21 protein-coding genes are annotated in these 20,523 nt (G+C 71.0%); 17 read left to right on the forward strand and 4 right to left on the reverse strand.

The annotated features are described in order from the left end of the window. Positions 1-39: 39 nt before the first annotated feature. The 3 genes from ITP53_RS23860 to ITP53_RS23870 form a co-directional block, all read right to left on the reverse strand. The gene (locus ITP53_RS23860) at positions 40-1,401 is read right to left on the reverse strand and encodes a glutamine synthetase family protein (RefSeq protein ID WP_195897659.1); all 1,362 of its coding nucleotides are present in this window, start codon (positions 1,399-1,401) and stop codon (positions 40-42) included. Between the two features lie 61 nt (positions 1,402-1,462). Beyond that, entirely contained in the window at positions 1,463-1,624 is a 162-nt protein-coding gene (locus ITP53_RS23865) for a hypothetical protein (RefSeq protein ID WP_195897660.1), read from the reverse strand. Between the two features lie 234 nt (positions 1,625-1,858). After that, positions 1,859-2,488, reverse strand: a complete 630-nt coding sequence (locus tag ITP53_RS23870; protein WP_195897661.1) for a TIGR03085 family metal-binding protein — start codon at positions 2,486-2,488, stop codon at positions 1,859-1,861. Between the two features lie 115 nt (positions 2,489-2,603). Here ITP53_RS23870 and ITP53_RS23875 point away from each other — a divergent pair, with 115 nt between their 5' ends. Further along, positions 2,604-4,406: an ABC transporter ATP-binding protein gene (locus ITP53_RS23875; protein ID WP_195897681.1), complete on the forward strand. Its 1,803-nt coding sequence runs from the start codon at positions 2,604-2,606 to the stop codon at positions 4,404-4,406. After that, entirely contained in the window at positions 4,403-6,184 is a 1,782-nt protein-coding gene (locus ITP53_RS23880) for an ABC transporter ATP-binding protein (protein WP_195897662.1), read from the forward strand. Before ITP53_RS23875 ends, ITP53_RS23880 begins: the two co-directional genes overlap by 4 nt. Positions 6,185-6,187: 3 nt before the next feature. Here ITP53_RS23880 and ITP53_RS23885 read toward each other — a convergent pair whose 3' ends face one another. Next, on the reverse strand, positions 6,188-6,556 hold the full coding sequence (locus tag ITP53_RS23885) for an ATP-binding protein (RefSeq protein WP_195897663.1): 369 nt from the start codon (positions 6,554-6,556) through the stop codon (positions 6,188-6,190). 267 nt (positions 6,557-6,823) lie between these two features. On the opposite strand from ITP53_RS23885, the gene ITP53_RS23890 reads away from it, so the two are divergent. From ITP53_RS23890 to ITP53_RS23960, 15 genes are all read left to right on the forward strand, one after another. Then, on the forward strand, positions 6,824-7,165 hold the full coding sequence (locus tag ITP53_RS23890; RefSeq protein ID WP_195897664.1) for an STAS domain-containing protein: 342 nt from the start codon (positions 6,824-6,826) through the stop codon (positions 7,163-7,165). A 62-nt stretch (positions 7,166-7,227) separates the two neighbouring features. Beyond that, the gene (hisI, locus tag ITP53_RS23895; RefSeq protein ID WP_236051125.1) at positions 7,228-7,584 is read left to right on the forward strand and encodes a phosphoribosyl-AMP cyclohydrolase; all 357 of its coding nucleotides are present in this window, start codon (positions 7,228-7,230) and stop codon (positions 7,582-7,584) included. A 9-nt stretch (positions 7,585-7,593) separates the two neighbouring features. Continuing rightward, complete coding sequence (locus ITP53_RS23900; protein WP_195897666.1) at positions 7,594-8,250, forward strand: TIGR02234 family membrane protein; 657 nt, start codon at positions 7,594-7,596, stop codon at positions 8,248-8,250. A 126-nt stretch (positions 8,251-8,376) separates the two neighbouring features. Next, positions 8,377-9,003 carry a DUF4190 domain-containing protein gene (locus tag ITP53_RS60415; RefSeq protein ID WP_328815544.1) on the forward strand — a complete coding sequence of 209 codons (627 nt, stop codon included), beginning with the start codon at positions 8,377-8,379 and terminating at the stop codon, positions 9,001-9,003. A gap of 153 nt (positions 9,004-9,156) precedes the next feature. Then, complete coding sequence (locus ITP53_RS23910; RefSeq protein ID WP_195897667.1) at positions 9,157-9,723, forward strand: CD225/dispanin family protein; 567 nt, start codon at positions 9,157-9,159, stop codon at positions 9,721-9,723. Positions 9,724-9,775: 52 nt separating this feature from the next. Further along, the gene (locus ITP53_RS23915; RefSeq protein ID WP_195897668.1) at positions 9,776-10,207 is read left to right on the forward strand and encodes a DUF2752 domain-containing protein; all 432 of its coding nucleotides are present in this window, start codon (positions 9,776-9,778) and stop codon (positions 10,205-10,207) included. Between the two features lie 119 nt (positions 10,208-10,326). Beyond that, positions 10,327-11,166 carry an indole-3-glycerol phosphate synthase TrpC gene (gene trpC / locus ITP53_RS23920; RefSeq protein WP_195897669.1) on the forward strand — a complete coding sequence of 280 codons (840 nt, stop codon included), beginning with the start codon at positions 10,327-10,329 and terminating at the stop codon, positions 11,164-11,166. A gap of 38 nt (positions 11,167-11,204) precedes the next feature. Continuing rightward, complete coding sequence (gene trpB / locus ITP53_RS23925) at positions 11,205-12,410, forward strand: tryptophan synthase subunit beta (RefSeq protein ID WP_195897683.1); 1,206 nt, start codon at positions 11,205-11,207, stop codon at positions 12,408-12,410. Between the two features lie 135 nt (positions 12,411-12,545). Further along, on the forward strand, positions 12,546-13,340 hold the full coding sequence (trpA, locus tag ITP53_RS23930) for a tryptophan synthase subunit alpha (RefSeq protein WP_195897670.1): 795 nt from the start codon (positions 12,546-12,548) through the stop codon (positions 13,338-13,340). Between the two features lie 225 nt (positions 13,341-13,565). Further along, a complete protein-coding gene (locus tag ITP53_RS23935) occupies positions 13,566-16,589 on the forward strand; it encodes an endo-alpha-N-acetylgalactosaminidase family protein (RefSeq protein WP_195897684.1) in 3,024 nt (1,007 codons plus the stop codon). 175 nt (positions 16,590-16,764) lie between these two features. Beyond that, positions 16,765-17,253, forward strand: coding sequence for a MauE/DoxX family redox-associated membrane protein (locus ITP53_RS23940; RefSeq protein ID WP_195897671.1), 489 nt, complete (start codon positions 16,765-16,767; stop codon positions 17,251-17,253). A 23-nt stretch (positions 17,254-17,276) separates the two neighbouring features. Beyond that, the gene (locus ITP53_RS23945) at positions 17,277-18,020 is read left to right on the forward strand and encodes a DsbA family protein (RefSeq protein ID WP_236051126.1); all 744 of its coding nucleotides are present in this window, start codon (positions 17,277-17,279) and stop codon (positions 18,018-18,020) included. Positions 18,021-18,046: 26 nt separating this feature from the next. After that, a complete protein-coding gene (lgt, locus tag ITP53_RS23950; RefSeq protein ID WP_195897673.1) occupies positions 18,047-19,264 on the forward strand; it encodes a prolipoprotein diacylglyceryl transferase in 1,218 nt (405 codons plus the stop codon). Next, entirely contained in the window at positions 19,261-19,965 is a 705-nt protein-coding gene (locus ITP53_RS23955; protein WP_195897674.1) for a VIT1/CCC1 transporter family protein, read from the forward strand. The genes lgt and ITP53_RS23955 overlap by 4 nt, the downstream gene beginning before the upstream one ends. Positions 19,966-20,193: 228 nt before the next feature. Further along, on the forward strand, positions 20,194-20,523 hold a 330-nt coding region (locus tag ITP53_RS23960), incomplete at its 3' end, for a hypothetical protein (protein ID WP_195897675.1).

Below are 20,523 nucleotides of genomic sequence, written 5' to 3' on the forward strand. Positions count from 1 at the left end.
CCGGGGCATCCCCACGCCCGTGGGGATGTCCCGAGGCGGTCAGAACACCCGCAGGTGGTTGAACAGCTCGTACGACACGTCCTTGGCGGCGAACGCGGCCGCCTCGGAGCGCTTCACGGTCAGGTACGCGCTGCGCCGCAGCGGTCCGAGCGCCTCCATGAGCACCTCGTCCGCCTCCAGCGCGTCCAGCGCCTCGTCCAGCGAGGACGGCAGGCGCGGGTAGAGGCCCGGCCGCGTGTCCGGGTCGACGTCCACGGGCGTGCCGGGGTCGAGCTTGCGCCGGATGCCGTCCAGGCCGGCGTGGATGACGGCTCCGAGCGACAGGTAGGGGTTCGCCGACGAGTCCGACGGTTTCAGTTCCAGGTTGGGCTCGCCGCTCTCGCCGAGGGGTGAGCACAGGCGTACCGCGGCCTCTCGGTTGTCGGGGCCGTGCACGGCGTACGCGCCCGCCCACGCGCGCGGCGTCAGCCGGCGGAAGCTGTTGACGCTGCCGCAGGTCAGCGCGGTCAGGGCGGGCAGGTGGGCGATGAGGCCGCCGATGAACCCGTCGCGGGCGTCGCTGTCGCCGGCGAAGACGTTCTGTGAGTCGCTCCACAGCGACAGGTGCAGGTGGGCGCCGTTGCCGGCCTGGTCGGCCAGCGGCTTGGGGGCCAGCGTGGCCCACATCTGCATGCGGGTGGCCACCCCGCGCACGGTCTCGCGGTAGAGGATGTGGTTGTCGGCGGCGCGCAACGCGGGCGCGTGGCGGATGGACAGCTCCTGCTGGCCGGGGCCGAGCTCCGGGTGGTAGTGCTCGACGCGCAGGCCCTGCGTCTCCAGGGCGCGGATGAGCTTGATCGTGTAGTCGTGGGCCGTGTCGAATCCCGCGCCGGCGTAGCAGAGCGAGTCGTCCAGCGGCACCAGCCGATCGGGGCCGCCCGCCGGGTCGGGCAGACGGCGGCCGAGGGTGAACTCCGGCTCGAACGCCGCCACCAGCGTGTAACCGTCGGTGGCGAGGTCGGCGATCGCGTCCTTGAGGAACGTCCGCGCGCAGGCGCCCCACGGCGAGCCGTCCGGCAGGCGCAGGTCGGACAGCATCGCGGCGGCGCCGGGCGCGTGGGGCAGCGGGACATACGTGGCCGGGTCGGGAACGATGCGGACTTCGCCCACCGGACCCATGTGCTCGACGTCCTGGAGCTGGTCGAGCATGTTCATCGCCATCATGGCCACCGTGTGCCCGATGCCCGTGTTGAGCCGTTCGGCCAACCGTGACCGGGACGCCGCCTTGCCACGAATCACGCCACCGTGGTCGGCGTACAGAAAACGGATCAGCTCGATGCCCTCGAGCTCAGCTCGCTCGAGGATGCGCCGCGCGTGCGGATCGAGCTGATTGATCTTGGTGCCGCTCGGGCGATCTCTCATTCTGCCTGCGTAACACGATCTGGCAGCGCGGGGAAGCATCCAACGCAGACAGAACCATCCGTCAGGTCAGAACATTGGAAAAGAACGTGGCCAACTGGTTCGCTCCTGCGAGTATTCCGTCGAACACGCCGGTCACCGCTGCGGCAGCCTCGGTCGGCCGAGTGAACAGATAGAAGACCACGAACGCGACAGCCACGTAGGTGATCACCTTCTTGACCTGCATGGGGGGCCTCCTGCAGTCCATTCCCAGCCGTATATACCCGGATCTGGGCGATCACTGGCATCTTCTGTGAAGATGTTCATGATCCTAACCGGGGGGCTTCTTTCCTATGCCATGGTAAGGGCAAGAGATCGGGCGTGAGCGCCTGCCGCGCCGGGTTTTGCGCGATAGGGGGCCGCGCGGTGAGCGGCTTCGCACCTTGGGGCCACATGCGCAGGGGTTGCGCGCCTAGGGGTGCTACACGCCGAGGGTGGCCTCGCGCAGCCGGTCGGCGGCGTGCGGATCGCCGGTGAGCTCCACGCGGGCGTGCCGCTGCCGCCCGAAGCAGAACATCAGCAGCTCGGCCGCCCTGCCGGTGACCTCCACCTTGGCGCCGCCCCGCGGCCCGCCGAGCGCCACGCCGCCGCCGAGCCGGTGCAGCACCACGCCCACCGGCGCCCTGCGCAGCATCAGCCGGGCGCCCGTGGAGACCCGCTTCCAGATCAGCTGCTCCAGGTCCGGGGGTAGCTCGCGCGGCTCCCACGACGGCTGGGCGCGGCGGACGTCCTCGTGGTGGACGAACATCTCCAGCGTGTTGACCGCCGCGTCGAGGGCGGGCAGCAGCCCGTAGACGCCGCCCGGCCTGCGTACGAGGCCGACCAGCTCCGGGTAGGGATGCCGGGTCTTGAGGCCCTCCTGGACCCTGGCGGTGTAGCCGGCCAGCGCGCTGATCGCCACGCCGCCCATCGCGTCCGGCCTGCGTTCGCGCAGCACCAGGTGAGCGGCCAGGTCATAGGTGTTCCAGCCCGTGCAGAGCGTGGGGGCGTCCGGGCCGAGCCGGTCGAGCACGTCGCACAGCGCGGAGCGTTCGCCACGAGCGTGAGTCACGTGGACCACCCTACCCGTGGGAATAACCGGTTGATCAGCCGTGATAGTGACATAGGTACATAAGTCATCTTGAAGGGAATCCACCCGAGTGGCGAGCAAGGTCACCTCGGCCGTAATGCGTCAAGGGCTGCGTGTCCTTGGGGTGGCCATTCGCACGGAGAAGAAGGTGTTCACGCTGGCGGTGCTCGCCAGCGCGGTCTACGGCGGCATGACCGTGGCGTCCGCCTGGGCGCTCGGCTGGGCCACGGAGAACGTGGTGCTGCCCACGTTCGCGGACGGCCAGGTCGCCGCGGGCACATTGTGGACGGGTGCGTTACTGATCCTCGGCGCGGCGTTGCTCAAGGCGCTCGGCGTGGCCGGGCGCCGCATCCTCGCCGGCGTCATGCAGTTCCGCATGCAGGCCAGGTCACGCAGGGACGTGACCAAGCAGTACCTGCGGCTGCCGCTGTCGTGGCACCACCGGCACCCGACCGGTCAGTTGCTCTCGAACGCCAGTGCCGACGCCGAGGCCGCCTGGGCGCCGCTCGCGCCGCTGCCGATGGCCGTGGGCGTGATCGTCATGCTGTTCACCGCCGCCGTCGCCATGCTGTTCACGGACCTGGTGCTGGCGACGGTAGGTTTCCTGATTTTTCCGGCTATCGCCGTACTTAATCTTGTTTATCAGCGGAAGCTGAGCCCGCTCGCCACCCGCGCGCAGCAGTTGCGCGCCGAGGTCAGCGAGATCGCGCACGAGAGCTTCGACGGCGCGCTCGTCGTCAAGACCCTCGGCAGGGAGGACCTGGAGACCGAGCGGTTCCAGCGGCGCGCCCACGAACTGCGCGACGCCAACATCGCGGTCGGCCGGGTTCGCGGGCTGTTCGACCCGATGCTGGAGGCGCTGCCCACGATCGGTGTGCTCGCGGTGCTGGCCGTCGGCGCGACGCGCCTGTCCACGGGCTCGATCGACTCCGGCGACCTGGTGCAGGTCGCCTATCTGTTCACGCTGCTGGCCTTCCCGATCAGGGCGCTGGGCTGGGTGCTGGCCGAGCTGCCGCGCAGCGTCGTCGGCTGGCAGCGGGTGCAGGCCGTGCTCGAGGCGACGGGCTCCATGGAGTACGGCTCGGCCGCCCAGTCGTCCGCCGGGCCGGCCCGGCTGGAGGCAGACGGCGTCTCGTACGCCTACGGCGAGGCCGAGGTGCTGCACGACGTCACCTTCGGCGTGCCGGCCGGCCGTACCATCGCCCTGGTCGGGCCCACCGGCTCCGGCAAGTCCACGCTGGTGCAACTGCTCGTCAGGCTGGTCGACCCCGGCTCGGGCCGGGTCCTGCTCGACGGCGTCGACCTGCGGGAGCTGGCCTACGGCGAGATCGCCGCGTCGGTGGCGCTGGTGCCGCAGCAGACGTTCCTGTTCGACGACACCGTGCGCGGCAACGTCGCGCTCGGGGTCGACGCCGGCGACGAGGAGGTGTGGGCCGCGCTGCGGCTGGCGCAGGCCGACGGGTTCGTCGGCAGGCTCGCCGACGGGCTCGGCACGCGGGTCGGCGAGCGCGGCACGTCGCTGTCCGGTGGCCAGCGCCAGCGCATCGCCCTGGCCCGCGCGGTCGTGCGCCGGCCGCGCCTGCTCATACTCGACGACGCCACCTCCAGCGTGGACCCCCAGGTTGAGGCCAGGATCCTGTACGGGCTCCGCGACGCGGCCGAGGCGTCGACCGTCGTGGTGGTCGCCTACAGGATGGCCACCATCGCGCTCGCCGACGAGGTGGTCTACCTGGACCACGGCCGGATCGTGGACCGCGGACCGCACGAGGAGCTGATCGGCCGCTGCGCCGGCTACCGGAACCTCGTCACCGCCTACGAGCGCGAGGAGGCCGAGCGGGCGGCCATCGACGTGCCCGCGGACGAACGGGTGGAAGAAGAGGAAGAAGAGGTCAGCGCATGACGGCGCAGAGCATCAGGGCGAACTCGGAACGTTCCGCGCTGGCCACCATCCGGCAGGGGCTCTCGTTCACGCCGGAGTTCCGCAAGGGCCTGGCGGTCACGTTGCTGCTGGCCGTCGTCGCGACCGTCGGCAAGATCATCGTGCCGATCGCGGTGCAGCAGACGATCGACACGGGACTCAAGGACGGCACTCCGGACATCCCCTACATCACTTCGGCCGTGCTGGTGTGCGCGGCGGCGGTGCTGCTGACGGCGCTGTCCGCGTACGTCATGAACGTCCGCCTCTACAAGGCGACCGAATCCTCCCTGGCCACCCTGCGCGTACGCGGGTTCCGGCACGTGCACGACCTGTCGGTGCTCACCCAGAACACCGAACGCCGCGGCGCCCTCGTCTCACGCGTCACGAACGACATCGACCAGATCAGCAACTTCATGCAGTGGGGCGGGCTGATGATCATTGTGTCGTTCGGCCAGCTGTTCGTGGCCACGGTGCTCATGTTCGTCTACTCCTGGCAGCTCACGCTGCTGGTCTGGGCCTGCTTCGTCCCGCTGCTGATCGCCCTGCCGCGGTTCCAGCGGCTGCTGTCGCGGGCGTACACGGTCGTGCGCGAGCGCACCGGCGACATGCTGGCCGCGGTCAGCGAGTCCGTCGTCGGCGCGGCCGTCATCCGCGCGTACGCCTCGGAGCGGCGTACCGCGGAGCGCATCGACCACACCGTGAACGCCAACCGGAGCGCCCAGATCAGGGCGCAGACCATCGTCGGCTTCGTCTTCCCGCTGACCGAGATCGTGGCCGCCGTCGCCATCGCCGGCATCGTGCTGCTCGGCGTGCGGCTCGGCCTGTCGGGCGGCATCTCGCAGGGGCAGCTCGTGGCGTTCCTGTTCCTGGTCACGCTGTTCGTCTCGCCGCTCCAGACCGCCACCGAGGTGCTGAACGAGGCCCAGAACGCGGTCGCGGGCTGGCGCCGCATCCTCGGCGTCCTCGACACCCCGCCCGACGTGGCCGACCCCGGCGAGCAGGGCGTCGGCCTGCCCCGTGGCCCCATCTCGGTCGCCTTCGAGGACGTCCACTTCTCCTACCCGGGCGGCGTGCCCGTGCTCCACGAGATCACGCTCCGGATCCCGCCCCGTTCGCGCATCGCGGTGGTGGGGGAGACGGGCTCGGGCAAGACCACGTTCGCCAAGCTCCTGACCCGGCTCATGGACCCGGTCTCGGGCCGGGTCACCGTGGACGGCCACGACCTGCGCGACGTCCGCTTCTCCTCGCTGCGCGAGCGCATCGTCATGGTGCCGCAGGACGGCTTCCTGTTCGACGGGACGCTGGAGGAGAACGTCCGCTACGGCAAGCCGTCGGCCGTCACCGAGGAGATCGAGCTGGCGATGACCGAGCTGGGCCTGGCCGACTGGGTGGAGGGCCTGCCGGGCGGTCTCGACACGCCCGTCGGCCAGCGCGGCGAGTCGCTGTCGGCGGGCGAGCGCCAGCTCGTCGCCCTGGCCCGCGCCTACCTCGCCGACCCCGACCTGCTCCTCCTCGACGAGGCCACCTCGGCGGTGGACCCCGCCACGGAGGTACGGCTCGCCCGCGCCCTGGAAGGCGTCACCAGGGGCCGCACCGCCATCTCGATCGCGCACCGGCTCTCCACGGCGGAGAACGCCGACGAGGTGCTGGTGTTCGACTCCGGCCGGCTCGTGCAGCGCGGCCCGCACGCCGAACTGGTCAAGGAGCCCGGCGTGTACGCCGGCCTGCACGCCTCCTGGATCTCGGCCGCGCACTCCTGACCATCAGGTCACGCGCCCGGCGAAGGTCACGGTGGTGCCACCCGGCCCCGACACGATGGTGAGGTCGTCGCACAGCGTGCGAGTCAGCCACAACCCCCGCCCGCGGTGGTCGAGCACCGCGGGCGGGGGCCGGTCGCCGGTCCACCCCGGCGGCAGCCCGGGCCCGTGGTCGGTGATCTCGCACCACAGCCGCCCCTCGTACGACCACAACCGCAACCGGCCGTGCCCGCCACCGTGCAGCACCGCGTTCGCGCTGATCTCGTTGACCGCCAGCACGAAGTCCTCCAGGAACGGTCCTGCGAGCCCCTCGCGGGCGGCGTGCTCCGCGACGGCCCCCCGCAGCATGGCGAGGCGCCCCCGCGCGAAGCTCACGTGGAGTACCTGCCTACGCACAGGTAGTGATCTCCATCTGCTGAAATTACCGCGTTCCGACCCATCACGTAGCGCATTCTCGGTAAAACCCACCGTGACGCGATGCTGACAGGTGTACCTTTTCAGCGGGGCCGCAGGAGATCGCTCCCGCGGCGGCAAAACGCCTCTTCCTCGCCCTTTCATGGGAGCACGCCTCTGCGGGGAGTGGCCACGGGGAGCATGAGCCGGGGGAACGCGGGGCTTGCACCCGCGGGGGAGGTAGAGGGCATGAGCGTGGATGTGCTGGAGATGACGTGGAGCCGGCATGGTGAGCTCGTGGTGGTCACCCTGACCGGCGAGGTGGACGCGGATAACGTGTCCCAGGTCCGGAAATGTCTCGATGAGGCGGTGGCGGCGCACGGCCCCAGGCTGGTGGTCGACCTTACGGGGCTGACCTTCATCGACACCACCGGTCTCGGCGTCCTGGTGCGCCAGTTGGCCACATTGCGCGACAGGGACGGCACGATGGCCCTGGTGGCGCCGGACGGTCAGGTGCTGCGGCGGCTGCGCCGTACCAACCTGGCGCCGCTGTTCCCCATCTATGACACGCTCTCCGATGCCCTGACCTGACTTCCCGGGCGTCCTGGCCGCCGGTCGTGCCGGCGCGAGGGGCGCCCAGGTGAGCTGGTTGAATGGACGGCATGTCCCTTGACCCCGGGATCGCCGCCCGGTTGAAGCGCAACCCCGAGGGCCTCGTGCCCGCGATCGCGCAGCAGTACGACACCGGCGAGGTGCTCATGCTGGCCTGGATGAACGACGAGGCGCTGCATCGGACGCTCACCACCGGCAGGGCCACCTACTGGTCACGCAGCAGGTCCGAGCTCTGGGTGAAGGGCGACACCTCGGGGCACGTCCAGCACGTCAAGGCCGTGGCGCTCGACTGCGACGGCGACACCGTCCTGGTCAAGGTCGACCAGGTCGGCGCGGCGTGCCACACGGGCGACCACACGTGCTTCGACGCCGCCCCACTCGAGATCCCGGTCGGCTGAGGCGCTCCGATGGAGTCCGGGGACCACGTCATGGAGACGAGCCGGCCCGCGGCGGGGCGCCGGGAGCTGTGGGGCTGGGTGGGCCTGACCGTCCTGGGCTGTCTCCTCGTCCTGCTGGCGGCGAGCCAGGTCTGGGTGCTGGTGCCGGCGGCCGGGGCGCACACCGGAGGCGGGCCGGGGCCGGCACCCACGGGCGGAGAGCTCAGCCCGGTCCTCACGCCCGTGGCCCTGGCCGCGCTGGCAGGGGTGGTGGCCGTGCTGGCCACCAAGGGCATCGGGCGTCGTGTCGTCGGCGGGCTGCTCGCCCTGTGCGGGGCCGGGGCGGCGGCGGCCACGTGGACGGCCCTCGACGGCGCCACCGTGACCGCCCGGCTGGCCGAGGCGAACATCCTGAGCGCCGGCGCCGGCCTGCCCTGGGAGGTCGTGCCCGGCTGGCCCGTCGTCTCGGCGGCCGGAGCGGTCCTGCTCGTCACCGGAGGCGTCGTCGCGATCGTGCGCGGAAACAGGTGGGCGGGGATGTCCACACGGTACGACCGGGGCGCCGGCGACACCGCGGCGCGGGGGCACGACGGCGCGGAGCCGGCACACGGCGACAGGGCGCTCCACGGCGACAAGGCGCTCTGGGACGCGCTCGACCGCGGCGACGACCCTACCGACTCGCGCTGACCCCGGATCGCCCGGCTCCGGCGACAGTTACGAATTCTCCACTGTTCTGAACCTCTGTCGGCTTGGCAAACGTTTCCTCAATATGCTGCCTGAGCAACTCGCCACGACCACAAAGGAGCCAGGCGCATGAGCTACGGGGAGCAGGGCGGTAACGGCGGCTACGGTGCGCAGCCGCCAGGTGGTGGATACGGTCAGCAGCCGCCCGGTCAGGGCGGCGGTTACGGCCCCCCGGGCGGCGGCTACGGCGAGCAGCCTCCGAGCGGCGGCGGTTACGGTCAGCAGCCCCCGAGCGGCGGCGGTTACGGCAATCCCGGTGGCGGTTATGGCGAGCAGCCGCCCAGCGCCGGGGGTTACGGCTATCCCCAGGAACCGCTCGGCTACGGTCAGCTCCCTCCGAGCGGCGGTTACGGCCCGCAGGGCGACCCCGGCTACGGCCAGGGCTACAACCCCTACGGCCCGCCCTACCAGCCCAGGCCGACCAACGGCATGGCGGTGGCCTCGCTCGTCCTCGGCATCATCGGCCTGGTCTTCTGCGGCATCACCAGCATCCCCGGCGTGATTCTCGGACACGTCGCGCTCAGCCGGATCAAGCGCACCGGCGAGGAGGGCCAGGGCATGGCCGTGGGCGGCCTCGTCACGTCGTACATCACGGTCGTGATCTGGGTCCTGTGCTGGATCATCTTCGGCGGCATGATCCTGACCCTCATCGGGATCGCCGAGACCGTCCCCGACTACGACACCTACCAATACTGAGCCCGGCTCAGCATAGCCGGACCGTGACGTACCGCTTGCGGTCCGATTACGAATTGTCGGGAAATTGGATGTTGATCCACGTGGGGGATGCTTTTCTCGCTAGGCTGCCGCGCGCAACTCGCCTCGAAGATGACGACATGAGGAGTCATTAGCATGAGTTACGGAAACCAGGGTGACGGCGGCTACGGTGCCCAGCCTCCTGGTGGCGGTTACGGCCAGCAGCCCCCGAGCGGTGGTGGCGGTTATGGCCAGCAGCCGCCGAGCGGTGGTGGCGGCTACGGCCAGCAGCCCCCGAGTGGTGGCGGCTACGGCCAGCAGCCCCCGAGCGACGGCGGCTATGGCGGCGGCTACGGTCAGCAGCCGCCGAGCGGTGGCGGCTATGGCGGTGGCTACGGTCAGCAGCCGCCGAGCGGCGGTGGTTACGGTGGCGGGCCCGGGCAGCCGCCGCCGGACAACCACCTCGTCCCCGCCATCCTCACCACCCTGTTCTGCTGCCTCCCGTTCGGCATCGTGGCGATCGTCAAGTCATCGCAGGTGAACACGAAGTGGCAGATCGGCGACTTCCAGGGCGCCATGCAGGCCTCCGAGGAGGCCAAGACCTGGTGGAAGCGCACCATGATCATCGGCATCATCTGGTGGGTGCTGGTCATCATCTTCTACATCGTCGTCTTCGTCCTGCTCGCGAGCGTCTCGACCTCGGTCGGTACGTACAGCTCGTAGTGGGCGGGCAGGCGGGAGGATCGGTGCGTACGGGAAGGCGGATACTGGAAGCATGAGCATCGCGAACACCGAGTGGCGCCACACGACTCGCCTCAAAGGCCTGCTCGCGCCGCTCGGTGTTGCGGGCGCGGCGGTCGCCGCGTTCGCTTTCGTCGGCGCGGTGGACCCCAACCAGCCCGGCCACTACCCGACCTGCCCGTTCCTGTGGCTGACCGGCCTCTACTGTCCCGGTTGCGGCACGCTGCGCACCATGCACGCGCTGGCCCACCTCGACCCGGTCGCCGCGCTCGGGCTCAATCCCCTTGCCCTGGCGATGATCCCGTTCCTGCTGTTCTGGTGGGGCAGGTGGGTCGTACGCGCCTGGCAGGGCCGGCCCCGGCGCACCACACTGGCCCATCCGGCGTGGCTCTGGGCGTTCATCGCGGTCGTCATGGTCTACTGGGTCGTCCGTAACCTGCCCTTCGGGGCGTTCCTCGCGCCCTAGTGCGGGGCCTGTGGTGAGGTGACCCCGACGGGGCCGATACCATCGCAGGACAAGGCCGGGAGCGGACGCGACGCGAACTCTCAGCCGCCCCCACTGTCGACCGGAGGGACCTCAAGCGCGTGAGTGAGCGGACGGAAGGGCCGAGTGTCCTCGACGACATCCTCGACGGGGTGCGCGCCGACCTCGCGACACGTCAGCAGGCCGTGTCCATTGACCAGCTCAAGCAGCGAGCCGAGCGGGCGCAGCCGCCCAGGGACGCGATGGCCGCGCTGGGGGGCGAAAGGATCTCGGTGGTCGCCGAGGTCAAGCGCTCGAGCCCGTCCAAGGGCGCGCTGGCCGCGATCGCCGACCCCGCCGCGCTGGCGGCCGACTACGAAGCGGGCGGCGCCCACGTCATCAGTGTGCTGACCGAGCGGCGCAAGTTCGGCGGCAGCCTCGACGACCTGGCCACGGTGCGCGCCCGGGTCGACATCCCGATCCTGCGCAAGGACTTCATCCTGACCTCCTACCAGCTCTGGGAGGCCCGGGCCCACGGCGCCGACCTGGCGCTGCTGATGGTCGTCTGTCTGGAGCAGGAGGCGCTGGTGTCGCTGATCGAGCGGGCCGTGTCGATCGGGCTCACCCCGCTGGTCGAGGTGCACACCGACGAGGAGCTCGACCGGGCGGTCGCCGCCGGTGCCCGGGTCATCGGGATCAACGCCCGCAACCTGAAGACACTCGAGGTCGACCGCGACGTCTTCGCGAAGCTGGCGCCGAAGATCCCCGATAACGTGCTCAAGATCGCCGAGTCGGGCGTGCGCGGCCCGCACGACCTGCTCGCCTACGCCAGGGCCGGCGCCGACGCCGTTCTGGTGGGGGAGAGCCTGGTCACCGGCAAGGACCCGCGCAAGGCAGTGGAGGCGCTGGTGACCGCCGGCGCCCACCCGTCGACGCGCCCCGACCACTCAGCAGAGGGATAGCAGTGGCATACGAAGGCTCCATCCTGACCGCCGCCGACCTGGCCGGTAACGGCGCGCACGGCGACGACCCCGATGTTCACGGCAAGTTCGGCGTCTTCGGCGGCCGCTACGTGCCCGAGGCGCTCATCCCGGCGCTCGACGAGGTGGCCGCGGTCTACGAGAAGGCCAAGAACGACGCGCAGTTCCTGCGCGAGTTCGACCACCTGCTGCGCACGTACGCAGGCCGGCCCACCACGCTGACCGAGGTGCCGCGCTTCGGCGAGCAGGCCGGCGGCGCCAGGATCGTGCTCAAGCGCGAGGATCTCACCCACACCGGCGCCCACAAGATCAACAACGTGCTGGGCCAGGCGCTGCTGACCAAGCGGCTGGGCAAGAAGCGGGTGATCGCCGAGACCGGTGCGGGCCAGCACGGCGTGGCCACCGCCACCGCGGCCGCTCTGCTCGGCCTGGAGTGCGTCATCTACATGGGCGCGGTCGACTGCGAGCGCCAGGCGCTCAACGTGGCGCGGATGAAGCTGCTCGGCGCCACGGTGGTGCCGGTGACCAACGGCTCCCAGACGCTGAAGGACGCCATCAACGAGGCGTTCCGCGACTGGGTGACCAACGTCGACACCACCCACTACCTGTTCGGCACCGTCGCGGGGCCGCACCCGTTCCCCGAGATCGTGCGCGACTTCGCCCGCATCATCGGCGTCGAGGCCCGCCGCCAGATCCTGGAGCTGACCGGCCGGCTGCCCGACGCGGTGTGCGCGGCGGTCGGCGGCGGCAGCAACGCGATCGGCATCTTCCACGCCTTCATCGGCGACGAGGGTGTCCGGCTGCACGGCTACGAAGCCGCGGGGCGCGGCCTGGAGAGCGGCGAGCACGCGCTCACGCTCACCGCCGGCTCGGTGGGCGTGCTGCACGGCTCGCGCACCTACGTGCTGCAGGACGACGAGGGCCAGACCATCGAGTCCCACTCCATCTCGGCCGGCCTCGACTACCCGGGCGTCGGCCCCGAGCACGCCTGGCTGAAGGACTCCGGCCGCGCCACCTACCACGGCGTCACCGACGACGCGGCGATGGCCGCGTTCTCGCTGCTGTCCAGGACCGAGGGCATCATCCCGGCCATCGAGTCCTCCCACGCCCTCGCCGGCGCGCTGGAGCTCGGCCGCGAGCTCGGCCCCGAGACGACCATCCTGGTCAACCTCTCGGGCCGCGGCGACAAGGACATGGGCACGGCCATGAAGTACTTCAACCTCTGACCCCGCCTCCGGCCCGCGCCGAGTCCCCGGCCGCGCGGCGTCCCCGCGACTCCGCCGCCCTGTCGGCGAGGGTCGTTCTGGGCGGAGCGCGCGGCAGGGCATCATGGTGAGACTCGACCTTCGAAACGGACAGACATGACGACTCTTCAGACGGTTTTCGCCAAGGCGAAGGCGGACAACCGGGCCGCGCTCATCGGCTACCTGCCCGCGGGCTTTCCTTCCAAGGAAGGCGCTGTCGCCGCCGCCACGGCCCTGGTCGAGGCCGGCTGCGACGTCATCGAGATCGGCCTGCCCTACTCCGACCCGCTCATGGACGGCCCGACGATCCAGGACGCGGTGCACCGGTCGCTGACCAACGGCACGCGCATCGCCGACGTGCTGCGCACCGTCGAGGGCGTCGCGGCCACCGGCGCGGCCACGCTGGTCATGACGTACTGGAACCCGATCGACCGCTACGGCGCCGAGCGCTTCGCCCGTGACCTGGCCGCCGCGGGCGGCGCGGGCACGATCACGCCGGACCTGACGCCGGAGGAGTCCGAGCCGTGGCGCGCGGCGTCGGCCGGCGCCGGCATCGACACCGTGTTCCTGGTGGCGCCCAGCTCGACCGAGGCGCGGATCAAGGCCGTCGTCGACTGCTGCACCGGCTTCGTCTACGCGGCCTCGCTGATGGGCGTCACGGGCGCCAGGGAGACCGTCAACGTCGCCGCGGAAGGGCTGGTCGAGCGGACCCGCGAGCACACCGACCTGCCCGTCTGCGTGGGCCTCGGGGTCGGCACGGGCGCGCAGGCGGCCGAGGTGGCCGCCTACGCCGACGGGGTCATCGTGGGGTCGGCGTTCATCCGCCGCCTCCTCGACGCGCCCGACGAGGCCGCGGGCCTGGTCTCCGTCGCGGCCCTGGCCGAGGACATGGCGCGGGGCGTGCGCCGCTGACATCAGGTGGGGTGCCACATGATTCAGCGCTTTGCCTTTTTTGTCAGATGTTGTGACGAAATTTGTGGATGAATGCGAGGATCTAGCGCGTCGGTCCATGGCGTGCGTGCCCGCGCCCCGGTGCTGATCGGGGCTCCTGAGCGGTGTGACGCATGATCCGAGAGGACATCTATGCGTCCAGGTCCCGTCATTCTCGCGACAGTCCTCGCACTCACGGCCACGGCCATGGCCTCCCCGGAGCCGCCTGCTCCGACGTACGAACTGCCCTCACCGGAGCCGTCGCGGACCGGTGCGCCGCCGCCGAGCCCCACCGCGCAGAACCAGTCGCCCAGGCCGGCGCCCGTGGCGGAGCCGATCACGATCTCGTCGGGGTCGCTGCGCGTGGACCTGGACCCGGGCTTCCCGCGCGTCCTGCGTTACACGGACCGGGCGAGCGGCGCCACGCTCGGCGGCGCCGCCGGGGTGCCCGCCGTCGTGCTGAACGGCCAGGCGCGGCCCGCCACGGTGGCCCTGACCGCGAACGACGGCGCGATCGTGCGCTACCGGCTGACCTTCGCCGGGCTGCCCGGCGTGGCCCTGGGGGCGAGCGTCGGGGTGCGGGAACGGGTGACGACGTTCATGATCGACTCGGTGGCCGACACCGGGGAGTTCCGGGTCAACACGATCGACCTGCCCGGACACGACCTGGTGTCCGTCTCCAGCGAGGAGGCGGGCGCGGCCACCGCGTTCACCAGGCTCGACCCGGACTCCACCCGCACCGCCGACGTGTTCGGCCAGGTAACCGGCGACACCGCGGCCGACCAGGCGCCGGTCGGGGCGACGTACGCGATCGTGAACAACGGCCGCCTGGCCGCCGCCGTCGAGTCGAACTCCACCTACGACCGGCCCTCGGGCGCCACCGACCGCGACGCGGCCAGACTCTGGCACCAGGCCAGGAGGGACGCCGGCGGCGCGGTCACCGTGGGCGTGTGGAGCGGCCAGTGGACGCACCGGGCCACCGGGTCGCCGTCCACCGAGGAGCCGCCCTGGGCCAAGGTCGTGGTCACGCCCGACGCCAACGGCGACGGCGGCCTCGACTGGCAGGACGGCGCGATCGCGTTCAGGAGCATCGGGATCAAGGCGCTCGGCGCGGAGCTGACCAGGGACCGGGCCGTCACGCACATCCCGTTCAACTTCTCCAGCCAGGCCACGCACCCGTTCCTGCGCACGCTCGACGACGTCAAGCGCGTCTCCCTGGCCACCGACGGGCTGGGCCAGCTCGCGCTGCTCAAGGGCTACCAGTCGGAGGGGCACGACGCGGCGCACCCCGACTACGGCGGCAACCACAACCGGCGCGCCGGCGGGCTCAAGGACCTGAACACGCTGCTCAAGGCGGGCAAGAGCTGGAACGCCACGTTCGGCGCGCACGTCAACGCCACAGAGGCCCACCCGGAGGCGAAGAGTTTCGACGAGCGGCTCGCCGACCCGGGCGCCAAGGGCTGGAACTGGCTCGACCAGGCGTACCTGATCGACCAGCGCGGCGACCTGACCAGGGGCACCCTCGCCGGGCGGCTCGCGCGGCTGCGCGCCGAGACCGACAGGAATCTCGCGGTCCTGTACGTGGACGTGTTCAGGCCCCACGGGTGGGTGGCCGACCGCACCCTGGCGGAGCTGCGCAGGCAGGGCTGGCAGGTGACCACGGAGTGGTCGGACAAGCTCGAACGCGCGTCGTTGTGGGCGCACTGGGCCAACGACCTCAACTACGGCGGGCTCACCAACAAGGGGCTGAACTCGCAGATCATCAGGTTCATCCGCAACGGCGAGAAGGACGTCTGGAACCCGCACCCCATCCTCGGCAACGCCCGCATCGTCGAGTTCGAGGGCTGGACGGCGGAGAACGACTTCACCGCCTTCTACCGCAACATCTGGGAGCACAACCTGCCGGCCAAGTTCCTGCAGCACCACGAGATCATGGACTGGAACGCCGACGAGATCGTCTTCACCGGCGGCGTGCGGGGGACGTACCGGGACGGCAGGCGCGAGTGGTACGCCGAGGGCCGCAAGGTGCTGGACGGCGACACGTACCTGCTGCCGTGGGAGGGCAGGTTCTACCACTACAACCCGGCGGGCGGCGAGACCACGTGGGAGGCCGACCGGCCCCTGACCGTCTACGAGCTCACCGACCAGGGACGCGTGCCGGCCGGCACGGTCACTCCGGTGGACGGGAAGATCACCCTGCGGGCCGCCGCGGGAGTGCCCTACGCGCTCTACCCCGGCGAGGCGCCCGAGCAGGCGGAACCGGGCTGGGGGGAGGGCAGCGGCGTGCGCGATCCCGGCTTCAACGGCGACCGGCTCGCCGGATGGCGCGTCAGCGGCCCTGTGCGCGTCGAGAAGAACGACCTGGGCCAACGGGTGGCGCTGCTCGGCGGAGGGACGCAGGCGCGGCTTGAGCAGCGGCTGACGGGCCTCGAGCCGGGCCGTACGTACACGGCGTCCGCGTTCGTCGAGGTGGAGCCGGGACGGACACGTGAGACCACCCTGGAGGCGGGCGGGGAGTCGGTGACGATCAACCGGTCCACGGTCAGGAACCACGTCGCCTCCGACGAGAAGCACGACACCTACTTCCAGCGGGTCAAGGTGACGTTCGCCGCGCGGGGACCGGCCACGACGCTGCGGATCACGGCCGCCGCGGGCGCGGGGGAGGTGCGGGTGGACGACGTGCGCCTGTTCGGGCGGGAGCCGGAGAGCCCGGTGGAGACGTTCGAGTCCGTCGAGCCCGGGTGGGGGCCGTTCGTGAAGGGCGACGCGGGCGGCTCGCTCGACGCGCGCACGCACCTGTCCGAGCGGCACGAGCCGTACACGCAGGCGGGGTGGAACGGCAAGACGGTCGACGACGTGCTGAGCGGCGACTGGTCGCTGAAGGTCCATGAGGAGCGGCAGGGGCTGGTCTACCGTACGCTGCCGTGGACCGCGCGGTTCGAGCCGGGACACGCGTACGACGTGTCGTTCTCCTACCAGAACGCGCTGGCCGGCACGTACGAGTGGGTGACCGGCCACGACGAGGGCGGGACCGGCGTCGAGACCCGGCGCACGCCGATCCCCGAGCGGCGCGCCACGGCCAGGTTCACCGAGCGGGTGGTGGCCGGGTGCGGCGACGTGTGGGTTGGGCTGCGTTCGCTCAAGGCCGAGCAGGCCGGGGCGGACTTCATCCTCGACGACTTCTCCATCACCGACCTCGGCTCCGCGCCCGACACGCCGAGGTGCCGCTGACGACTTCGGATACAGCCGGATACATGGGCGTTCTCCCTGGTTCGTAAGCTGGGACATGGCTTAGTCGATGCTTATCTCCAGCGTGATCGAATGAGTTGCGGGTACTGTGCGCATCCCAGCGCAGAGACAGAGGAGATGACCTGTGGCCGCGTCACAACCGTCACGCAACGTGCGAATGGCGATACCCTGGGTGACGACCGTCGCCAGACTGGTTCTCGGCGGGGTGCTGATCGTGGCGGGGGCGCTCAAGATCGGCAACCCGGCGGACTCCGTCGTGGCGGTCAAGGCATACCAGTTGCTGCCCGACTCGATCGCCGTCCCGGTGGGCTACGCCCTGCCGATCCTGGAGATCGTGGTCGGCGTGCTGCTGGTCGTCGGTCTGCTGACCAGGGTGGCCGCCGTCGTGGCGGGGCTGCTCATGTTCGCGTTCGTGTTCGGCATCGCCTGGGCCTGGGCGAACGGTCTGCGTATCGACTGCGGCTGTTTCGGCGGCGGAGGTCAGCTGGGGGCGGGACAGGAGCCGACATATCTGCTCGACATCCTGCGCGACTTCGGCCTCGTGCTGCTCGGTGCCTGGACGGTCCGTTTCCCGCCGGGCCGCCTCGCGCTCGACGGAGCCCTCGGGCTGGGGGGCGACACTGACGATGAAGGGGCAGACGACTGATGAGCAAGGGCCAGCGTACGAAGATGAGCGACCGTAAATCCGCACGTGAGAAGATCAGGGAGCAGCAGGCCGCGGCCCGCGCCCGCGACCGGCGCAGGCGCATCGTGACCTACGTGACCGCAGGCGTGGTCGCGGTCGCCGCCGTCGGGCTCGGCTGGTGGTATGCCGCCAGCACCTCCCAGCCGGAGGAGGCCGCCGGCGCCATGGCGCCGATCACCGTGCAGGCCGACGGCAGCGTCGTGATGGCCAGGCAGGGCGTCACCCGGCCCGTGCTGGACATCTACGAGGACTTCCAGTGCCCGGCCTGCAAGGAGGCCGAGCGGGTCAGCGGGCAGACGTTCAAGAACCTCGCCGGCGAGGGCAAGGCCAAGGTCGTCTACCACCCGATAACGATCTTCTCGCAGGAGCCGACCAAGTCCAACTCCGTACGCGCGGGCAACGCCGCCCGCTGCATCGCCGACGGCAAGCAGTGGCTGGCGTTCCACAACCTGCTCTTCGAGAACCAGCCGCCGGAGACCGAGCAGGGCTTCAAGCCCGACCAGCTCGTACAACTCGGTCAGCAGGCCGGGGTGACGGCGCCGGGCTTCCAGCAGTGCGTCACCTCCGGGCAGCACAGTGAGGCGCAGCTCGCGTACAGCAAGAAGATCGGCGACGAGCAGAAGCTCACGCACACGCCGACCGTGAAGCTCAACGGAACGGAGATCGAGAATGGTGTGATCTTCAGCCCGCGGGAACTGCGCGATGCGGTCACGGAGGCCGCCAAGTAGCCTCGCTTCCGCTACCCTCACCTGACATGCCCCTTGCCTCGATTCCCAGCCCTTCTCAGGGGGTCTGGTATCTCGGAGTCATCCCGATCCGGGCTTATGCACTGTGCATCGTGCTCGGCGTCGTCGTCGCCGTCTGGCTGAGCGAGCGCCGCTGGCGCGCCCGCGGTGGCCAGAAGGGGACGATCATCGATATCGCGGTCCCCGCGGTCATCTTCGGCCTGATCGGCGGCCGCCTCTACCACGTCATCACCGACTGGCAGACCTACTTCGGCGACAACCGGGTCAAAGAGCCCTACCAGGCGCTCTTCATCTGGGAAGGCGGCCTCGGCATCTGGGGCGCGGTCGCGCTCGGCGGTGTCGGCGTGTGGCTGTCCGTGCGCAAGCGCGGCATCTCCATGGGCGCCGTCGCCGACACGGTCGCCCCCGGCATCGCCTTCGCCCAGGCCATCGGCCGCTGGGGCAACTGGTTCAACCAGGAGCTGTACGGCTCGCCGACCACACTGCCGTGGGGCCTGGAGATCGACATCGACCACGGCGGCGAGCCGGGCGTGCTCTACCACCCGACGTTCCTGTACGAGTCGCTGTGGGACGTGGCGCTCGGCTTCGTGCTCATCTTCGCCGGGCGGCGCTTCGCGCTGCACCACGGGCGGCTGTTCGCCGTCTACGTCGCCGGCTACACGCTGGGCCGCTTCTGGATCGAGGGGCTGCGCATCGATCCGGTGGGCGGTGTCGACCACGCGGTGACGCTGCTCGGCCTGCGGCTCAACCAGTGGACGTCCATCGTGGTGTTCCTGGGGGCGCTGGTCTACCTCTGGGCGGTCAGGAACAAGGACTCGGCGGAGGTCGTGGTGCCGCCGTCGGACCTCGGGGCGGGGCCCGGGGCGGATCCGGCGGACCCGGCGCACTCGGCCGACCAGGCGGACACCGATTCGCCGGACTCGGCCGCGGACTCTTCGGATTCCTCGGATTCGCCCGATTCTTCGGACGATGGGTCCTCCTCGGCGGCGTCCGAGGACGCTGTTGAGGCCACCGCTTCCGATGAGACCTCTGCGGCTGAGGCGTCGGCGGCGGCGTCCGAGCCGAAGCCGGATGAGGGCGCCGGGGCGGAGGGCGATTCGACGGACACCGGCCGGACCGAGACCTCTGACGCCCAAGCCGCGAGCGCCGAGACCTCTGACGCCGACGCCGCGAGCGCCGAGACCTCTGACGCCGACGCCGTGAGCAAGGAGAAGAACACGCGATGAGCGATCGCGCGGAGGCCCACCACCAGCATCGTGACGTCACCGGAGGCTGGTTGCGGCCCTCGGTGTTCGGCGCGATGGACGGCCTGGTGTCGAACTTCGCGCTCATCGCAGGCGTCGCGGGCGGCACCGCCAACACCAGGGTCATCGCCCTTGGCGGTGTCGCCGGACTGGCCGCGGGAGCCCTGTCCATGGCAGGCGGGGAATACGTCTCGGTGGCCAGTCAGCGCGAGCTGGCCCAGGCCGAGATCGCCGTCGAACGTCGTGAGCTGGCCCGTCACCCCGACGACGAGCGGGCCGAGCTGGCCCAGTCGTTCGCCGACAAGGGCGTGGCCCCGGACCTGGCCGCCGAGGTGGCCAGGCAGATCTCCGAGAACCCGGACCGGGCGCTGGAGGTCCACACCCGTACCGAGCTGGGCGTCTCCCCGGGGGAGCTGCCCTCGCCGATGCTGGCGGCGGTCTCGTCGTTGCTGTCGTTCGCGGTGGGGGCGGCGCTGCCGCTCCTGCCGTACCTGTTCGGGGTGAGTGGGCTGGCGGTTTCCGCTGTGGTGTCCTGTGTGGCGCTGTTCGCGGCGGGCGCGGTGGTCTCGGCCGTGACGGCACGCAGTTGGTGGTACTCCGGGCTGCGTCAGCTGACGGTCGGCGCGGTGGCGGCCGGCGTCACGTTCGCCGTCGGCAACCTGATCGGGGCGGCGGGCCTGTGATGGCCCGCAGACGAGCCACCCCCCGCCAGGGCGACGGCCGCTCCGGCAACGGCCCTTCCCCGAACGGCGGCGGCCCCCCGGGTGGCGATGGCGCCGGCGCGACGGGCCTAGGTAGCGGCCGCTCCGCGGCGGGTCCGGAGAGCGGCGATTGGCGCGCGACGGGTCCGAACGGCGGTGGCCGGTCTGCGGCGGGCCGAGGTAGTGGCCGGTCTGCGGCGGGTCCGGAGAGTGGCGGTTGGCCTGCGGCGGGTGCGGATGGCGGTGGCCGGTCTGCGGCGGGCCGAGGTAGTGGCCGGTCTGCGGCGGGTCCGGAGAGTGGCGGTTGGTCCGCAGCCGGTGTGGATGGCGGTGGCCGGTCCGGGGCCGGTCGAGGTAGTGGCCGGTCTGCGGCGGGTCCGGAGAGTGGCGGTTGGCCTGCGGCGGGTGCGGATGGCGGTGGCCGGTCTGCGGCGGGCCGAGGTAGTGGCCGGTCTGCGGCGGGTCCGGAGAGTGGCGGTTGGCCTGCGGCGGGTGCGGATGGCGGTGGCCGGTCTGCGGCGGGCCGAGGTAGTGGCCGGT

Origin of the sequence: Nonomuraea cypriaca, from assembly GCF_015645445.1 — a bacterium.
Classification (GTDB): Bacteria; Actinomycetota; Actinomycetes; order Streptosporangiales; family Streptosporangiaceae; genus Nonomuraea; species Nonomuraea cypriaca.